Origin of the sequence: Pseudomonas sp. D(2018) (assembly GCF_005502555.1) — a bacterium.
Classification (GTDB): domain Bacteria; phylum Pseudomonadota; class Gammaproteobacteria; order Pseudomonadales; family Pseudomonadaceae; genus Metapseudomonas; species Metapseudomonas resinovorans.
On record NZ_SCOK01000008.1, the window covers coordinates 81,593 to 97,176 of the forward strand.

Consider the following 15,584-nt stretch of genomic DNA (forward strand, 5'->3'; position numbering starts at 1 on the left):
GACGGGGCCTTTTTGTTTTCATTTATGGAAAAGCATGCAACGGCCAGCCTTCAGTTTTTCCGGAACCGGTCGACAACAGGAGGGAATGTGGGCGTTGTTGCGGGAAAACACGGGACGGAAAAAATTCTTCCACTCTCCCTAAAGCTTCCCGGGACCCCGCCGATACGAAGTACGAATGCGAACTTTATGGGTGCCTGGGCGATGCCCACCCAAGGTCGCAAGCTCAGGCAAACACGCAGTCCTTGGAGGACACGACCATGGCTTTGACCGTCAACACGAACATTGCTTCCCTCAATACTCAGCGCAACCTGAATACCTCCTCCCGTGCGCTGGATACTTCCCTGCAACGTCTGTCCACCGGTTCGCGCATCAACAGCGCCAAGGACGACGCAGCAGGTCTGCAGATATCCAACCGCCTGAGCAGCCAGATCAACGGCCTGGGCGTTGCGGTGAAGAACTCCAACGACGGCATCTCCATGGCGCAGACCGCTGAAGGCGCCCTGCAGCAGTCCACCAGCATCCTGCAGCGTATGCGTGACCTGTCCCTGCAGTCGGCCAACGGTTCCAACAGCGACGACGAGCGCAAGGCCCTGAACGCCGAAGTGACCGAGCTGAAGAAAGAGCTGAACCGTATCTCCAACACCACCACCTTCGGTGGCAAGAAGCTGCTGGACGGCACCTTCGGCACCACCACCTTCCAGGTGGGCAGCGCCGCGAACGAAACCATCAGCGTCAACATCGATGAGATGAGCACCGACTCGCTGACCGGCAAGTACTACGAAGGCAGCATCACCGCCGCCTCCGGTACCGCCACCGCTTCCGGCACCGCTTCCGTGTCCATGACCGTCGACGGCAAATCCGTCACCATCGAAACCACCATCGCCAGCGGCGCGACCGGTATCGAAGTTTCCCGTGCCCTGGGCGCAGCGATCAACGACGCCAACCTCGGCGTGGGTGCCTTCGTGGACGACACTGGCGCGATGCAGGTCGTTTCCCAGGACAAGGACGGCGCCAACGAACTGACCGCCCTGACCTTCAGTGGCGTGCCGGCCGGTGTGACCGCTGGTACCTACACTGCCGCTACCGCCGTGACCGAAGACAAGATCTCCGACATCGACGTCAGCAGCGTGCAGAACTCTCAGGAAGCCGTGCTGGTCATCGACCAGGCGATCAAGATGATCGACTCCCAGCGCGCGGACCTCGGTGCGGTGCAGAACCGCTTCGAGAACACCATCGGCAACCTGCAGAACATCTCGGAGAACGTGTCGGCAGCCCGCGGTCGTATCCAGGACACCGACTTCGCCGCGGAAACCGCTAACCTGACCAAGAACCAGATCCTGCAGCAGGCAGGTACCTCGATCCTGGCCCAGGCCAACCAGCTGCCGCAGGCAGTCCTCAGCCTCCTGGGCTAAGGCCTGGGCGAGGCAAGGCGTTGAACGCGGGGGGAAGTGCTTGGCGCTTCCCCCCTTCTTGCCATTTGTGAGGTGAGCACAATGGATATCGGAATAGTCAACCTGACGAGCAAGGGCGCAAGCGCGACTCCCGCCGGTAATGGTCCGCTCCGTGGTCCGGCGGCGAAGGAAACCCCTGAGAAGGTGGCTGAGCTGGTCCGGCAGAAATCCGAGACCGAGGAAGACCGCGAGCCGGTGGCGGCAGCGGCCTCCAGCATCCAGGAATTCGTCCAGAGCATTCGCCGCAACCTGAACTTCGACGTGGACGACAGCAGCGGCCGGGTCGTGGTGCAGGTGACCGATTCGGAATCGGGTGACGTCATTCGCCAGATCCCTTCGGAAGATGCACTGAAACTGGCGGAAAGCTTGTCGGAAATGCGCAGCCTGCTGTTCAAGGCCGAGGCCTGATACATCGGCTGGTACTTGCGTGCGACATGGCACGTTTCTTGACTGCCTTATCGAACATTGGAGCAGGCGTCAGACGATTGGCGAGGTAACGGAAAAATGGCTGGCATAACCGGACTCGGTTCGAACATCGACATCGACAGCATCGTGAAGGCCCTTGTGGACGCGGAAAGAGCGCCCAAGGAAGCCCAGCTGACCCGAGTGGAGAAGACCGCTACATCGAAGTTCTCCGCGGTCGGCCAGCTCAAGAATGCCATCAGCGAGTTCCAGACCGCGCTGAAGGACCTCAACTCCAGCGACCTGTTTGCCAAGCGTTCGGCCAAGTCGAGCAACACCGACCTGGCGACCGTTTCCGCCACCAATAAAGCGAGTTCGGGGACCTATCAGGTCACTGTCGACAAGCTCGCTACTGCGAGCAAGGTCGGCACTGCGACCTTCGCCAAGGACGCCACCGCTGCGGCATCCGGAACCCTCACCGTCAAGCTAGGGCCCAGCGATCGCGGCGTCGATGTGCAAGTCGCCGCCGGCGCGACCCTCGCCGAAATCCGTGACAGCCTGAATACTGCGCTCAAGGACAAGGGCGTCAGCGCCAACATCGTCAGCAACCCGGCGGATGGCTCATCGCGCCTGGTGCTCAGTTCCAATACCACCGGCGCGGGCAAGGACATCTATGTCCAGGCCTCGGCCGGGCTCGAAGCCTTCCGTATCGGCAGCTTCGCCGACAACAATCCGGCCTCCAGCCCCTCGGGGGCGCTGTCCGCGCTCGACGGCACCAATGCTGCCAGCAGCGGATACATCGCCCAGGCCCAGGATGCGGAGTTCACCGTCGATGGCCTGTCGCTGCGCAGTTCCAGTAACACGGTTTCCGATGCAATCTCCGAGGTCACCCTCAACCTGGTGAGCGCGGAGGCCGGCAAGAAGTTCACCGTAACGGTCGACCAGGACACGTCGACCGTGAAGGGCAACATCAAGAAGTTCGTCGATGCCTACAACAAGATGGTCGGGGTCACCAAGACCCTGACATCGGTGACCGCTGTCGGCGATAGCGCTCCGGTAACCGGAGCCCTGGTGGGTGATGCTTCGGTACGTTCGCTGATGTCCACAGTGCGCAACGAGCTGGTGAACCCGTCCGGCCAGAAGGATGGCCTCTCGATTCTGTCGGACCTGGGTATCACCACCCAGAAGGACGGCACCCTGAAGATCGATGACACCAAACTCGACAAGGTCCTCAGCACCCAGTACGAGTCCGTGGCCGGCTTCTTCACCGGAGAGAACGGGCTGACTTCCCGTCTGAACGGCAAGCTGGACGTCTACACCGAAACGGGCGGCATTCTGTCCCAGCGCCAGGACGGCCTGCAGGACACCCTCAGTTCGGTGAAGGAGCAGCGCACCAAACTCGATGAGCGCATCGCCAAGGTCCAGACCCGCCTGTACGCCCAGTACAACGCCATGGACTCCCTGATCGCCAGCCTGACCCAGACCAGTGACCGGCTGAGCCAGGCTCTTTCCAACCTTCCCGGCGTAGTCAAGCAGAGCTAAGTGATGGCCAATCCAATCGATACCTACAAGCAGGTCAAGACCAGCCAGGAAGTTACTCCCTACCGTGCGGTGCAGCTCTTGCTGGATGGCGCGCTGGAGCGCCTGTCCCTTGCTCGTCACGGCCTGGAGACCGGTAATCCGGAAGTGCGTGGCATGGCGGTCGGCTCGACCCTCAGCATCATCGGTGTGCTCCAGGCCAGCCTGGACAAGCAGCTCGGTGGCGAAATCGCCGAGAATCTCGATGCCCTCTACGACTACATGACCCGCCGGTTGTCCCAGGTAGCCCTGGACAGCTCGCCGCGCCCTCTCGAAGAGGTCGAGGCGCTTCTGCTGGAGATCAAGCAGGCGTGGGATTCCATCGGTCCGGAAGTGGAAGCACCGGTCGCTGCGGAAATTTCCTGATATCCGCAAAGCTGCGGGCTAAAGCTCTCGCGGGTGCTGCCGATACATTAGGTATCCAAGCCCGACACACGAGCGAGAGCGAACATGAACGCGATGGCGGCCCTCAAGCAGTACCAGTCCGTGAACACCCAGGCCCAGGCCGTGGATGCCAGCCCCCATCGGCTGATCCAGATGCTCATGGAGGGCGGCCTTACCCGACTGGCCCAGGCTCGCGGTGCCATCGAGCGTGGTCAGCTCGCACAAAAAGGCGAGCTGATCGGCAAGGCAATCGCTATCATTGGCGGTCTGCGTGATGGCCTGAACTTCGAGCAGGGCGGCGATATCGCGGCCAACCTCGATGCACTCTACGAGTACATGGTGTCCCGCCTGCTCGAAGCGAACCTGAAAAGCGACGCTGCGCTGGTGGATGAAGTAGCAGGGTTGTTGCGTAACGTGAAAACCGGATGGGATGGCATCGCCCAGTGATGCCGTCCGGGTTGGCAGGAGAATTCCAATGAATGCATCAGTCCAGCGTCTTGAAGCAACCGGCAGCGCTCTGCGTGATGCGCTGGCTCGTCAGGACTGGGCAGCCATCGGTGAGCTGGACCAGCTCTGCCGTCAGGTGGTCGATGACGCCATGGTCGATGCGGTAGATGATGTCGAGGCGCTCGGCAGTCGCCTGCAAGAACTGCTTGGCCTTTATCGCGAGCTGGTTTCCATCTGTCAGTCGGAGCAGCAACGTATTGCGGGTGAGCTGGTCCAGCTCAATCAGGCCCAACAGGGCGCCAAGGTCTACAAGCTGTTCGGCTGATGGCGCTGCGATTCCCATCTGCCACTAGTTCGATACTGCTCCGACAACCGCTTAGCCATTCCGTCGGCTGAACCAAAAAAAGCACGCCATAAAATTGACTCGGCAAGGGTTTTTCACTTTACTAGTGGCCAATTGCCGGTCGATCCTCCTTTCGAGATGCACCGTCTGCCCATGCGCCGTGGAAAACGGCGTTCAGCCCTAAAAGCAAGAACCAGACAATGTGGCGTGAAACCAAGATTCTGCTGATCGACGACAATAGCGATCGCCGCCGCGACTTCGCGGTGATCCTGAATTTCCTCGGTGAAGAGTACCTGGACTGCGGCAGTGATGACTGGCGCGACGTGACGGGACCCTTGAGCTCCAGCCGCGACGTCTTGTGCGTCATGCTGGGCGAGGTTGGTGCCAAGGGCGGTGCGCTCGAACTGATCAAGCAGTTGCTGGCCTGGGATGAGTTCCTGCCGGTCCTGCTGATCGGTGACCAGGTCCAGGCCGACTGGCCTGAAGACCTTCGCCGTCGCCTGCTGGCCAGCCTGGAGACGCCGCCCAGCTACAACAAGCTGCTCGACTCCCTGCATCGCGCCCAGGTCTACCGCGAAATGTACGACCACGCCCGCGAGCGTGGCCGCCAGCGCGAACCCAACCTGTTCCGTAGCCTGGTGGGCACCAGTCGTGCCATCCAGCAGGTCCGCCAGATGATGCAGCAGGTGGCCGACACTGACGCCAGCGTGCTGATCCTGGGCGAGTCCGGTACCGGCAAGGAAGTGGTGGCGCGTAACCTTCACTACCATTCCAAGCGTCGCGAAGCGCCATTCGTACCGGTCAACTGCGGCGCCATCCCGGCGGAGCTGCTGGAAAGCGAACTCTTCGGCCACGAGAAGGGTGCTTTCACTGGCGCCATCACCAGCCGGGCAGGGCGCTTCGAGTTGGCCAACGGCGGCACCCTGTTCCTCGACGAGATCGGCGACATGCCGCTGCCGATGCAGGTCAAGTTGTTGCGTGTGCTGCAGGAACGCACCTTCGAGCGCGTGGGTAGCAACAAGACCCAGAACGTCGACGTGCGCATCATCGCGGCCACCCACAAGAACCTCGAACAGATGATCGAGGCGGGCAGCTTCCGCGAAGACCTCTATTACCGCCTCAACGTCTTCCCCATCGAGATGGCGCCGTTGCGCGAGCGTGTGGAAGACATCCCGCTGCTGATCAACGAACTCATCTCGCGGATGGAGCACGAGAAGCGCGGCTCCATCCGTTTCAACTCCGCCGCCATCATGTCGCTGTGCAACCACGACTGGCCGGGCAACGTCCGTGAATTGGCCAACCTGGTTGAGCGCATGGCGATCATGCATCCCTACGGCGTCATCGGCGTTAGCGAGTTGCCGAAGAAATTCCGCCATGTGGATGATGAGGACGAGCAACTCAAGGCCAGCCTGCGCGAAGAGATCGAAGAGCGTTCAGCCATCGGCGCCGGTCTTCCGGGTGTTGCCGCGCCAGCGCTGCTGCCGCCCGAAGGCCTGGATCTCAAGGATTACCTCGGCAACCTGGAGCAGGGCCTGATCCAGCAAGCACTGGACGACGCCTCCGGGGTCGTGGCCCGTGCCGCCGAGCGTCTGCGCATTCGCCGTACCACCCTGGTGGAGAAGATGCGCAAGTACGGCATGAGCCGTCGCGACGAGGAATTGGCGGAAGAATAATTCCGCTTTTTCCAAGTCGTTGTTTTTAAAGGACTAAATTTTAGGCACGGGTATTGCTATATCTCCCTCGACCGACCGTCTGCTGACGGTCGATGGAGCGAGAGAAGAGCATGAGCCACGCCGTTACGCCCGCACAGAATCCGGAAACCGCCCCCGTCGAACAGGCCAGTCGCGCGGGTCTTGAACAAGCCTTTGCGCTGTTCAACCAGATGTCGACCCAGCTCAGCGAGTCCTACAGCCTGTTGGAAGCGCGGGTCACCGAGCTGAAGGGCCAGTTGGCCCTGGTCAGTGCCCAGCGCATGCAGGAGCTGGCGGAAAAGGAACGGCTCGCCAACCGCCTGCAGAGCCTGTTGGACCTGCTGCCCGGCGGCGTCATCGTGATCGATGGGCAGGGCGTGGTGCGCGAAGCCAATCCCGTGGCGCGCAACCTGCTCGGCCAACCCCTGGTGGGCATGCTCTGGCGCGAAGTGATCGCGCGTAACTTCGCCCCGCGCGAAGACGATGGCCATGAAATCTCCCTCAAGGATGGACGCCGTCTTTCCATCGCCACCCGCTCCCTGAATGCCGAGCCTGGCCAACTGGTTCTGCTCACCGATCTGACGGAAACCCGTCGCCTGCAGGACCAGCTTTCCCGCCACGAACGCCTTTCTGCCCTGGGGCGCATGGTCGCCTCCCTGGCTCACCAGATCCGCACGCCGCTGTCTGCGGCCTTGCTCTATGCCAGCCACCTGACCCAGCAGGTGCTGCCAACGGATCAGCAGCAGCGCTTTGCTGGTCGTCTCAAGGAGCGGCTGCATGAGTTGGAGCACCAGGTTCGCGACATGCTGGTGTTCGCCCGTGGCGAGCTGCCGCTACCGGACCGCCTGGCGCCGTCGGCGCTATTCTCCGCCCTGCGCGCGTCGGCCGAGTCCCATGTGCAAGGCAAGGACGTGCGTTGGCAGTGCGACCTCGCCGAGGGCGAACTGCTGTGTAATCGCGACACCCTGGTCGGTGCGATGCTCAACCTGATCGAGAACGCCAACCAGGCCGCCGGTCGCGAACTGCGCCTCAAGGTCCACCTCTACCGGCGCTGTGGCGATCTGCACCTGACCATCAGTGACAACGGCCCCGGTATCGACGCCGCCACCCTGGCGCGCCTGGGCGAACCCTTCTTCACCACCAAGACCACCGGCACCGGACTCGGGCTGGCCGTGGTCAAGGCGGTGGCGCGTGCCCACCAGGGCGAGCTGCGGCTGCGCTCGCGTCCCGGTCGCGGTACTTGCGCCACCCTGGTACTGCCGCTGATTCCCGCGGCACATTCGGTTTTTCAGGAGTAAAGGACGATGACTGCCAAAATTCTGCTGGTCGAAGACGACCGCGCCCTGCGTGAAGCCCTGGCGGACACCTTGCTGATCGGCGGCTACGACTACCGTGCGGTGGACTGCGCCGAGGCTGCCCTGGTGGCGCTGGGTGAGGAGTCCTTCGGGCTGATGGTCAGCGACGTCAACATGCCCGGCATGGACGGCCACCAACTTCTGGCCATCGTCCGTCAGCGCTACCCGCAGTTGCCGGTGTTGCTGATGACCGCCTTCGGCGCCGTGGAGCGCGCGGTGGATGCCATGCGCCAGGGCGCCGCCGATTACCTGGTGAAACCCTTCGAACCCAATACCCTGTTGGATCTTGTGGCGCGGCATGCCTTGGGGCGTGTGAGTCAGGCCATCAGCGACGGCCCCGTAGCCCTGGAGCCAGCCAGCCGCCAGTTGCTCGAACTGGCCGCGCGCGTGGCACGCAGCGATTCCACTGTGCTGATCTCGGGTGAGTCCGGCACCGGCAAGGAGGTGTTGGCGCAGTACATCCACCAGCAGTCCACCCGGGCCAACGGTCCCTTCATCGCCATCAACTGTGCAGCCATTCCGGACAACATGCTGGAAGCCACCCTGTTCGGTCATGAGAAGGGCGCCTTCACCGGTGCCATCGCCAGCGCGCCGGGCAAGTTCGAACTGGCAGACGGCGGCACCATCCTGCTTGATGAAATTTCCGAAATGCCGCTGGGCCTGCAGGCCAAGTTGCTGCGTGTACTGCAGGAGCGTGAGGTGGAGCGAGTGGGCGCGCGCCGGCCGATCAGCCTGGATATCCGCGTGCTCGCCACCACTAACCGTGACCTCGCCGGCGAAGTGGCGGCTGGGCGTTTCCGGGAAGACCTTTACTACCGTCTTTCCGTGTTCCCCCTGGCTTGGCGCCCGCTGCGGGAGCGTCCGGCGGACATTCTGCCGCTGGCCGAGCGTCTGCTGGCCAAGCACGTCAAAAAAATGAATCACTCCGCCGTGCGCTTCTCCAGCGAAGCCCGGGCAGCGCTGCTGGCCCACGCTTGGCCGGGCAACGTGCGCGAGTTGGACAACGCCGTGCAGCGCGCGCTGATCCTGCAGCAGGGAGGGGTGGTGCAGCCTCACGACCTGTGCCTGACCGCCCCCATCGGCATGGCTATTGCGCCCGCCGCGCCGGCAGTCGCTCCGGTCACTGTTTCCGCGCCCGTGGTGCCGTTGCCGGTGGCTGCCGCGCCCGCCGAAGCGCCCAGTGCCCTGGGGGATGACCTGCGCCGCCACGAGTTCCAGATGATCATCGACACCCTGCGTTCCGAACGCGGCCGTCGCAAGGAAGCCGCCGAGCGCCTGGGCATCAGCCCACGCACCCTGCGCTACAAGCTCGCGCAGATGCGCGATGCCGGCATGGACGTCGAGGCTTACCTCTACGCCAGTTGACGGCGGAAGCCAGCTCTCGTCGGAAGAGGTGGATGGCATTCCGCGAGCGAGGCGAAACCCATCATCCCGAACCGATGGGTTTCGCAGGCTCTACCCATCCTACGTTTGAAGCTATCCTGCGGCGCTTTTCCATCCACCAGCGGCGCGATGCCGGGGGGCGAATGGTGGATCGGTGAAGCGTGATCCACCCTTGCGGCTTCCCCGTAACACCCGTTCCTGAGCTTTTGGCACCCTTGTTGCAGATACCCTTTCATCAGACCGCGTAGCGTCAAAAAATCGCGGCAGTTGGAGGAATGTGATGAGCCAGGGTGTTGAATTCAATCGCCTGATGTTGGAAATGCGCTCCATGCAGATGGACGCGATGGCCCGTGCCAAGCCTGCCCCCGTGGCAGCGCCGGAGGCCGGAGCGCCGAGTTTTGCCGACATGCTCGGCCAGGCGGTCAACAAGGTCGCGGATACCCAGAAGGTCTCCACCGAAATGGCCACCGCGTTCGAGGTCGGGCAGAAGGGCGTTGACCTCACTGACGTCATGATCGCGTCGCAGAAGGCCAGCGTTTCCTTCGAGGCCATGACCCAGGTGCGGAACAAGCTGGTCCAGGCCTACCAAGACATCATGCAGATGCCGGTTTGAGGACGGATTGAGAAATGGCTGAAGCAGCTGTTGCAAAGGTCCCCGCCAAGGCAGATGCACCGGAAGAGAAGAAGCCGCTTTTTGGCCTGTCTTTCCTGGATAACCTTTCGCAGATGAGCATGCTGCGTCAGGTCGGCCTGTTGGTCGGTCTGGCCGCCAGCGTCGCCATCGGTTTTGCCGTGGTGCTCTGGTCGCAGCAGCCGGACTATCGTCCGTTGTACGGCAGCCTGTCGGGGATGGATGCCAACCAGGTGGTCGAAGCCCTGGGCGCCGCCGACATCCCCTACAAGATCGAGCCCAACTCCGGCGCCCTGCTGGTGAAGGCCGACGACCTCGCCCGTGCTCGCATGAAGCTTGCCGCCGCCGGCGTAGCACCGAGCGACAATACCGTTGGCTTCGAGATTCTCGACAAGGAGCAGGGCCTCGGCACCAGCCAGTTCATGGAAGCCACCCGCTACCGCCGCGGCCTGGAAGGCGAGCTGGCGCGCACCATCTCCAGCCTGAACAACGTCAAGGGTGCGCGTGTGCACCTGGCCATTCCGAAGAGCTCGGTGTTCGTGCGTGACGAACGCAAACCCACGGCCTCCGTACTGGTTGAGCTCTACCCCGGCCGCAGCCTGGAGCCGAGCCAGGTGATGGCGATCGTCAACCTGGTGGCGACCAGCGTGCCGGAACTGGAGAAGTCCCAGGTCACCGTCGTCGACCAGAAGGGCAACTTGCTGTCCGACCAGCAGGAGTTGTCCGAGCTGACCATGGCCGGCAAGCAGTTCGACTACACCCGTCGCATGGAAACCCTTTACACCCAGCGCGTGCACAGCATCCTGCAGCCTGTGCTGGGCAGCGGTCGTTACAAGGCGGAGGTCTCGGCCGACGTCGATTTCAGCGCCGTCGAATCCACCTCCGAGATGTTCAACCCGGACCAGCCAGCCCTGCGCAGCGAGCAGAAGCTTGCTGAAGAGCGGCAGAACAATGGCGGCCCGCAGGGCGTCCCCGGCGCCCTGTCGAACCAGCCCCCGGCACCCGGCGCCGCGCCGCAGCAGGCCACGGGCGCCGCAGCCGCCGGCGTGCAGCCGGGCCAACCGCTGCTGGATGACAACGGCCAGCAGATCATCGACCCGACCACCGGCAAGCCGATGCTCGCGCCGTATCCCACCGACAAGCGCGACCAGACCACGCGCAACTTCGAACTGGACCGCTCCATCAGCTACACCAAGCAGCAGCAGGGCCGCCTGCGTCGGCTTTCCGTCGCGGTGGTGCTGGACGACCAGGTCAAGGTCGACCCGCAAACCGGCGAAGCCACCCGGGTGCCCTGGACTGCCGACGAGATCACCCGCTTCACCCGTCTGGTCCAGGACTCGGTGGGTTACGACGCCAGCCGGGGCGACAGTGTCAGCGTGATCAACACCGCGTTCATCGCCGACGGCGCCGAAGAAGTCATCGACATTCCGTTCTACACCCAGCCCTGGTTCTGGGATGTGGTGAAGCAGGTGCTGGGTGTGCTCTTCATCCTGGTGCTGGTGTTCGGCGTGCTGCGTCCGGTGCTGAACAACATCAGCGGCGGCAAGGGCAAGGATCTTGAAGGCGGCCGCAACGGCGATGCCGACCTGGGCGAGATGGGGCTGTCCGGCGAGCTGTCGGATGACCGCGTCAGCCTTGGCGGACCGCAAAGCATCCTCCTGCCCAGTCCGAGCGACGGGTATGATGCGCAGCTCAATGCCATCAAGAACCTGGTGGCCGAAGATCCTGGCCGCGTGGCCCTGGTAGTCAAAGAATGGATCAACGCCGATGAGTGATAATCGCGCCCCTGCAAAGCTGAACAAGGTCGACAAGGCCGCCATTCTGCTGCTGTCCCTGGGCGAGACTGACGCTGCCCAGGTGCTCCGGCACATGGGGCCGAAGGAAGTGCAACGGGTTGGCGTCGCCATGGCCCAGATGCGCAACATCCACCGTGAGCAGGTGGAGCAGGTGATGAGTGAGTTCGTCGAGATCGTCGGCGACCAGACCAGCTTGGGCGTCGGTGCCGACGGCTACATCCGCAAGATGCTCACCCAGGCCCTGGGTGAGGACAAGGCCAACAACCTGATCGACCGCATCCTGCTGGGCGGCAGCACCAGCGGCCTGGACAGCCTGAAGTGGATGGAACCGCGTGCCGTGGCTGACGTGATCCGCTACGAACACCCGCAGATCCAGGCCATCGTCGTCGCCTACCTGGACCCGGACCAGGCCGCCGAGGTGCTCAGCCATTTCGACCACAAGGTGCGCCTGGATATCGTCCTGCGCGTGTCGTCGCTGAACACCGTACAACCTTCGGCACTCAAGGAACTGAACCTGATCCTCGAGAAGCAGTTCGCCGGCAACGCCAGCACCACCCGTACCACCATGGGCGGCGTGAAGCGCGCGGCGGACATCATGAACTTCCTCGACAGCTCGGTCGAAGGCCAACTGATGGATTCCATCCGCGAAGTGGACGAAGACCTCTCGACCCAGATCGAAGACCTGATGTTCGTCTTCGACAACCTGGCCGATGTCGACGACCGCGGTATCCAGGCACTGCTGCGCGAGGTTTCGTCCGATGTGCTGGTGCTGGCCCTCAAGGGCTCGGATGAAGCCATCAAGGAAAAGGTCTTCAAGAACATGTCCAAACGTGCCGCTGAACTGCTGCGCGACGACCTGGAGGCCAAGGGCCCGGTCCGCGTCAGTGACGTGGAATCGGCGCAGAAGGAAATCCTTACCATCGCCCGCCGCATGGCCGAAGCCGGGGAAATCGTCCTCGGTGGCAAGGGCGGCGAAGAAATGATCTGAGGCGGCGACCATGGCCAGCAAGGAACAGGCAAGCGAACTGATCCGCGCCAAGGACGTCAACGTCTTTGACCGCTGGTCGTTGCCCAGCTTCGACCCGGACGCTCCCGAGCCGGCGGTACCAGAAGAGCCGTTGGCTGCGGCGCCCGAGCCTGAGCCCGAACCGCAGATCGAGGAAGTGCCGGTCGAAGACGTCAAGCCGCTGACGCTGGACGAGCTTGAGGCCATCCGCCAGGACGCCTACAACGAAGGCTTCGCCACCGGTGAGCGGGACGGTTTCCACGCCGGCCAGCTCAAGGCCCGGCAGGAGGCCGAGGTCGCTGTGAATGCCCGGCTCGCGCAACTCGACACGCTGATGGCGCAGTTGCTCGACCCCATCGCCGAGCAGGACCGGCAGATCGAGGAGTCCCTGGTGCATCTCACCAGCCTGATCACCCGCCAGGTGATCCAGCGCGAGCTGCGCGTGGATTCCAGCCAGATCCGCCATGTCCTGCGTGAGGCCCTGAAGTTGCTGCCCATGGGCGCCAACAACCTGCGCATCCACATCAATCCGCAGGACTTCGAGCAGGTGAAGGCGCTGCGTGAACGGCATGAAGAAACCTGGCGTATCCTCGAAGACGAATCGCTGGAGCCGGGCGGTTGCCGGGTCGAGACCGAGCATTCGCGTATCGATGCCAGCATCGAGACGCGCTTGAGCCAGGCCATGAAGCAACTCTTCGAGCAGCAGCGCGAACAGAAGGTCCATCCGCCATCAGCCGATCTGGTCATGGACCTGGATTCCCCGGACAGCCTCGACCATGCGTATTGAGCGCGCCAGCTTCGCCAAGCGTCTGGCGGGTTACAACGATGTGATCGATCTGCCTTCGCAACCCCTGGTGGAAGGCCGCCTGCTGCGCATGGTGGGTCTCACCCTGGAGGCCGAAGGCTTGCGTGCGCCGGTGGGCAGTCGTTGCCTGGTGATCAACGATGACAGCTACCACCCCGTGCAGGTGGAAGCCGAGGTGATGGGCTTTTCCGGCAGCAAGATCTACCTGATGCCAGTGGGCAGCCTCTCCGGTATCGCGCCTGGCGCCCGCGTGGTGCCGCTGCCGGATACCGGCCGCCTGCCCATGGGCATGTCCATGCTGGGCCGTGTGCTCGATGGCGCCGGCCGCGCCTTGGACGGTAAGGGCGGCATGAGGGCCGAGGACTGGGTGCCGATGGATGGTCCCACCATCAACCCGTTGAAGCGCCACCCCATCAGCGAACCCCTGGACGTCGGAATTCGCTCCATCAATTCCCTGCTCACGGTCGGTCGCGGCCAGCGCCTCGGCCTGTTCGCCGGTACCGGCGTGGGCAAGAGCGTGCTGCTCGGCATGATGACCCGCTTCACCGAGGCGGAAATCATCGTCGTCGGCCTGATCGGTGAGCGGGGTCGCGAGGTGAAGGAATTCATCGAGCACATCCTCGGCGAGGAAGGCCTCAAGCGCTCCGTCGTGGTCGCGTCCCCGGCGGACGACGCGCCGCTGATGCGCCTGCGTGCGGCCATGTACTGCACGCGCATCGCCGAATACTTCCGCGACAAGGGCAAGAATGTCCTGCTGCTGATGGATTCCCTGACCCGCTTCGCCCAGGCCCAGCGCGAAATCGCCCTGGCCATCGGCGAGCCGCCGGCGACCAAAGGCTATCCGCCATCGGTGTTCGCAAAACTGCCGAAGCTGGTGGAGCGAGCCGGTAATGCGGAGCAGGGCGGCGGTTCCATTACCGCCTTCTACACGGTCCTTTCCGAAGGCGACGACCAGCAGGACCCCATCGCCGACTCCGCGCGGGGGGTGCTCGACGGTCACTTCGTGCTATCCCGTCGTCTGGCCGAGGAAGGTCACTACCCAGCCATCGACATCGAGGCCTCCATCAGCCGGGTAATGCCCCAGGTGGTCAGCCCGGAGCACATGAAAATGGCCCAACGCTTCAAGCAGCTCTGGTCGCGCTACCAGCAGAGCCGCGACCTGATCAGCGTGGGCGCCTATGTCGCCGGCGGCGATCCTGACACCGATCTGGCCATTGCTCGCCAGCCGACCATGAGCGCCTTCCTGCGCCAGGGGCTCGACGAGAGCGAGAGCCTGGCCCAGAGCGCCCAGCGGCTGGCTGCCTCCCTGGGCATCCAGGGCTGATAGCGCATGTCCCGCAGTCGCGCGGCGCGCCTGGCGCCGGTCGTCGAAATGGCCGAACGTGCCGAGCGCGATGCGGCACGCATGCTGGGTCGTTGCCAGGGCCAGGTGACCCAGGCCGAGATGAAGCTGGGTGAACTGGAGCGCTACCGCTCCGATTACCAGCAGCAGTGGATCGAGGAAGGCCGACGCGGCGTTTCCGGCCAATGGCTCATGAACTACCAGCGCTTTCTGTCCCAGCTCGAGTCCGCCATCGGCCAGCAGATGCAGAGCCTCAAATGGCACCGCGACAACCTCGACAAGGCGCGTGCGGCGTGGCAACAGCGCTACGCGCGACTCGAGGGGCTACGCAAACTCGTGCAGCGCTACCTCGACGAAGCACGTGCGGTCGAGGACAAGCGCGAGCAGAAGCTGCTGGACGAGCTGGTCCAGCGCCGGCCGGCCAGGGGTGAGGAGTAGGGTGCGTCGGTAGGATGGGTAGAGCTTGCGAAACCCATCAGCGGGCATTGATGGGTTTCGCTCCGCTCTACCCATCCTACGGTCCACAATCTGTTCTTCAATGCGTCATCTCAGAACCATAAATTCTTCCTCGGCGCCGCTTTCCAGTTGCCCTGCCTCAAGGGTGGGTGCTAAATCTTCACCACGCGTATTCCGAACTTGAACAAGGAGCTTTGCATGGCCATTACCTCGATGCCCTCAGACGATGGGCAGGAGCTGACCATCACCATCCAGGGACGATTCGATTTCGGCGCCCACCAGGAATTTCGCGACGCCTACGAGCGCGTCAACTTCACCCCCAAGCGCTACGTCGTAGACCTCAAGGGCACCACCTACCTCGACAGCTCCGCTCTCGGCATGCTGCTCCTGCTGCGTGATCACGCCGGTGGCGAGCGGGCGCAGATTCGCCTCGCCAACTGCAACCCCGACGTCCGCAAGATCCTCGCCATTTCCAACTTCGAACAATTGTTCCAGATCGCCTGAGGCCCGCTGC

The 15,584-nt window shown here is 63.2% G+C and carries 16 protein-coding genes; all 16 read left to right on the forward strand.

Features of this window, described 5'->3' with window-relative positions; genetic code table 11:
- The first annotated feature begins 257 nt into the window (after window positions 1–257).
- The 16 genes from FFS60_RS08045 (at window position 258) to FFS60_RS08120 (ending at window position 15,574) form a co-directional block, all read left to right on the forward strand.
- Window positions 258–1,412, forward strand: coding sequence for a flagellin (locus tag FFS60_RS08045; protein WP_137821673.1), 1,155 nt, complete (start codon window positions 258–260; stop codon window positions 1,410–1,412).
- An 81-nt stretch (window positions 1,413–1,493) separates the two neighbouring features.
- The gene (locus tag FFS60_RS08050; protein ID WP_137821674.1) at window positions 1,494–1,859 is read left to right on the forward strand and encodes a flagellar protein FlaG; all 366 of its coding nucleotides are present in this window, start codon (window positions 1,494–1,496) and stop codon (window positions 1,857–1,859) included.
- Window positions 1,860–1,955: 96 nt separating this feature from the next.
- Window positions 1,956–3,395: a flagellar filament capping protein FliD gene (gene fliD / locus FFS60_RS08055; RefSeq protein ID WP_137821675.1), complete on the forward strand. Its 1,440-nt coding sequence runs from the start codon at window positions 1,956–1,958 to the stop codon at window positions 3,393–3,395.
- A 3-nt stretch (window positions 3,396–3,398) separates the two neighbouring features.
- Entirely contained in the window at window positions 3,399–3,797 is a 399-nt protein-coding gene (gene fliS / locus FFS60_RS08060) for a flagellar export chaperone FliS (RefSeq protein WP_137821676.1), read from the forward strand.
- Window positions 3,798–3,881: 84 nt separating this feature from the next.
- Entirely contained in the window at window positions 3,882–4,262 is a 381-nt protein-coding gene (gene fliS / locus FFS60_RS08065; protein WP_028626539.1) for a flagellar export chaperone FliS, read from the forward strand.
- A gap of 28 nt (window positions 4,263–4,290) precedes the next feature.
- Window positions 4,291–4,587, forward strand: a complete 297-nt coding sequence (locus tag FFS60_RS08070) for a hypothetical protein (RefSeq protein WP_028626540.1) — start codon at window positions 4,291–4,293, stop codon at window positions 4,585–4,587.
- Between the two features lie 218 nt (window positions 4,588–4,805).
- Complete coding sequence (locus FFS60_RS08075) at window positions 4,806–6,278, forward strand: sigma-54 dependent transcriptional regulator (RefSeq protein ID WP_028626541.1); 1,473 nt, start codon at window positions 4,806–4,808, stop codon at window positions 6,276–6,278.
- 110 nt (window positions 6,279–6,388) lie between these two features.
- Window positions 6,389–7,594 (forward strand): PAS domain-containing sensor histidine kinase, encoded by a 1,206-nt coding sequence (locus FFS60_RS08080; RefSeq protein ID WP_137821677.1) that lies wholly within the window; start codon window positions 6,389–6,391, stop codon window positions 7,592–7,594.
- Window positions 7,595–7,600: 6 nt separating this feature from the next.
- Entirely contained in the window at window positions 7,601–9,016 is a 1,416-nt protein-coding gene (gene fleR, locus FFS60_RS08085) for a sigma-54-dependent response regulator transcription factor FleR (RefSeq protein WP_137821678.1), read from the forward strand.
- Between the two features lie 298 nt (window positions 9,017–9,314).
- Window positions 9,315–9,647, forward strand: coding sequence for a flagellar hook-basal body complex protein FliE (gene fliE, locus FFS60_RS08090; protein ID WP_028626544.1), 333 nt, complete (start codon window positions 9,315–9,317; stop codon window positions 9,645–9,647).
- 14 nt (window positions 9,648–9,661) lie between these two features.
- Window positions 9,662–11,440: a flagellar basal-body MS-ring/collar protein FliF gene (fliF, locus tag FFS60_RS08095; protein WP_137821679.1), complete on the forward strand. Its 1,779-nt coding sequence runs from the start codon at window positions 9,662–9,664 to the stop codon at window positions 11,438–11,440.
- Window positions 11,433–12,449: a flagellar motor switch protein FliG gene (gene fliG, locus FFS60_RS08100; RefSeq protein WP_028626546.1), complete on the forward strand. Its 1,017-nt coding sequence runs from the start codon at window positions 11,433–11,435 to the stop codon at window positions 12,447–12,449. The genes fliF and fliG overlap by 8 nt, the downstream gene beginning before the upstream one ends.
- A gap of 10 nt (window positions 12,450–12,459) precedes the next feature.
- Window positions 12,460–13,254 (forward strand): flagellar assembly protein FliH, encoded by a 795-nt coding sequence (gene fliH, locus FFS60_RS08105; RefSeq protein ID WP_137821680.1) that lies wholly within the window; start codon window positions 12,460–12,462, stop codon window positions 13,252–13,254.
- Window positions 13,244–14,596 (forward strand): flagellar protein export ATPase FliI, encoded by a 1,353-nt coding sequence (gene fliI, locus FFS60_RS08110; protein WP_028626548.1) that lies wholly within the window; start codon window positions 13,244–13,246, stop codon window positions 14,594–14,596. Before fliH ends, fliI begins: the two co-directional genes overlap by 11 nt.
- 6 nt (window positions 14,597–14,602) lie before the next feature.
- The gene (gene fliJ / locus FFS60_RS08115; RefSeq protein WP_137821681.1) at window positions 14,603–15,052 is read left to right on the forward strand and encodes a flagellar export protein FliJ; all 450 of its coding nucleotides are present in this window, start codon (window positions 14,603–14,605) and stop codon (window positions 15,050–15,052) included.
- A 216-nt stretch (window positions 15,053–15,268) separates the two neighbouring features.
- Complete coding sequence (locus FFS60_RS08120) at window positions 15,269–15,574, forward strand: STAS domain-containing protein (protein ID WP_028626550.1); 306 nt, start codon at window positions 15,269–15,271, stop codon at window positions 15,572–15,574.
- Window positions 15,575–15,584 lie beyond the last annotated feature (10 nt).

What these genes read in the sequence shown, in the direction of transcription:
- FFS60_RS08070 (WP_028626540.1), top strand. Translation starts at nt 4,291, where the DNA reads ATGAATGCATCAGTCCAGCGTCTTGAAGCAACCGGCAGCGCTCTGCGT.
- fliG (WP_028626546.1), top strand. Translation starts at nt 11,433, where the DNA reads ATGAGTGATAATCGCGCCCCTGCAAAGCTGAACAAGGTCGACAAGGCC.
- fliE (WP_028626544.1), top strand. Translation starts at nt 9,315, where the DNA reads ATGAGCCAGGGTGTTGAATTCAATCGCCTGATGTTGGAAATGCGCTCC.
- fliJ (WP_137821681.1), top strand. Translation starts at nt 14,603, where the DNA reads ATGTCCCGCAGTCGCGCGGCGCGCCTGGCGCCGGTCGTCGAAATGGCC.
- FFS60_RS08045 (WP_137821673.1), top strand. Translation starts at nt 258, where the DNA reads ATGGCTTTGACCGTCAACACGAACATTGCTTCCCTCAATACTCAGCGC.
- FFS60_RS08080 (WP_137821677.1), top strand. Translation starts at nt 6,389, where the DNA reads ATGAGCCACGCCGTTACGCCCGCACAGAATCCGGAAACCGCCCCCGTC.
- FFS60_RS08120 (WP_028626550.1), top strand. Translation starts at nt 15,269, where the DNA reads ATGGCCATTACCTCGATGCCCTCAGACGATGGGCAGGAGCTGACCATC.
- fliF (WP_137821679.1), top strand. Translation starts at nt 9,662, where the DNA reads ATGGCTGAAGCAGCTGTTGCAAAGGTCCCCGCCAAGGCAGATGCACCG.
- fliS (WP_028626539.1), top strand. Translation starts at nt 3,882, where the DNA reads ATGAACGCGATGGCGGCCCTCAAGCAGTACCAGTCCGTGAACACCCAG.
- FFS60_RS08050 (WP_137821674.1), top strand. Translation starts at nt 1,494, where the DNA reads ATGGATATCGGAATAGTCAACCTGACGAGCAAGGGCGCAAGCGCGACT.
- fliS (WP_137821676.1), top strand. Translation starts at nt 3,399, where the DNA reads ATGGCCAATCCAATCGATACCTACAAGCAGGTCAAGACCAGCCAGGAA.
- fleR (WP_137821678.1), top strand. Translation starts at nt 7,601, where the DNA reads ATGACTGCCAAAATTCTGCTGGTCGAAGACGACCGCGCCCTGCGTGAA.
- FFS60_RS08075 (WP_028626541.1), top strand. Translation starts at nt 4,806, where the DNA reads ATGTGGCGTGAAACCAAGATTCTGCTGATCGACGACAATAGCGATCGC.
- fliH (WP_137821680.1), top strand. Translation starts at nt 12,460, where the DNA reads ATGGCCAGCAAGGAACAGGCAAGCGAACTGATCCGCGCCAAGGACGTC.
- fliI (WP_028626548.1), top strand. Translation starts at nt 13,244, where the DNA reads ATGCGTATTGAGCGCGCCAGCTTCGCCAAGCGTCTGGCGGGTTACAAC.
- fliD (WP_137821675.1), top strand. Translation starts at nt 1,956, where the DNA reads ATGGCTGGCATAACCGGACTCGGTTCGAACATCGACATCGACAGCATC.